The 744-nt window shown below is 77.4% G+C and carries 1 pseudogene; it reads right to left on the reverse strand.

Features of this window, described 5'->3' with window-relative positions:
* A pseudogene (locus ABD308_RS34795) lies at positions 1-682 on the reverse strand (DUF5682 family protein); the annotation flags it as partial.
* Positions 683-744: the final 62 nt, after the last annotated feature.

Consider the following 744-nt stretch of genomic DNA (forward strand, 5'->3'; position numbering starts at 1 on the left):
CGACGCCGGGCCCGTCCTCGGCGTCACGGCGCAGCGCCCAGCCGACCAGCAGCGCGGCGCGCCGGACGGCCTCGGGGGTGGAGCCGGGGGCCGCGGTCTCGACCAGGCGGTCCCACAGGTCCTCGTCGTCGTCGCGTCCGGTGAGCCGGTGGCGCAGTGCGTCGGCGACGCCGGGGCGGGTGTCGTCGCCGGTGCGGCCGTGCCCGCGCTCGGTGTGGCGGTCGCGGATGGCGAGGGGCAGGTCGCAGGCGATGGTCTCGACGCCGTGCCGGCGGGCCCATCGCAGGGCGGCCAGTTCGGGCGAGAAGTCGGCGAAGGGGTAGAAGGCGAGCCCGGTGCGGTGGCCGGTCTCGGCGCCGATGCCGTCGGTGTGCTCGTCGGAGCGGTCGGCGGCGGGGGCCGCCGCGAGGGCGACCGGGGCCTTGGTGGCCTCGTCGGCGAGCAGGTCGAGCCAGGGCTGGAACTCGGTGGGCAGCTCGACCAGCAGCACCTCGGGCGCGGCGGCGTCGAGCAGGGCGGGCACGACGGCGCTGAGCGAGGGCGCGTGGTGGCGCACTCCGATCAGGTAGGGACCGGGCGTGTCGAGTCCGGAGGCGGCCAGTCGGGCGGCCTGGGCCTCGACCGTCCCGCGCGGGTCGTCGAGACCGGGGCCCGCCCCGCCGGGCGGCACCGCGCTGCTCATGTGTTCACCTCTCGGTGGAGTTTCGGGAGTTGGGGGTTGGGGTTGGGGCTGAGGGGTGGCGG

It is taken from the genome of Kitasatospora putterlickiae (assembly GCF_039527695.1).
Lineage (GTDB): Bacteria > Actinomycetota > Actinomycetes > Streptomycetales > Streptomycetaceae > Kitasatospora > Kitasatospora putterlickiae.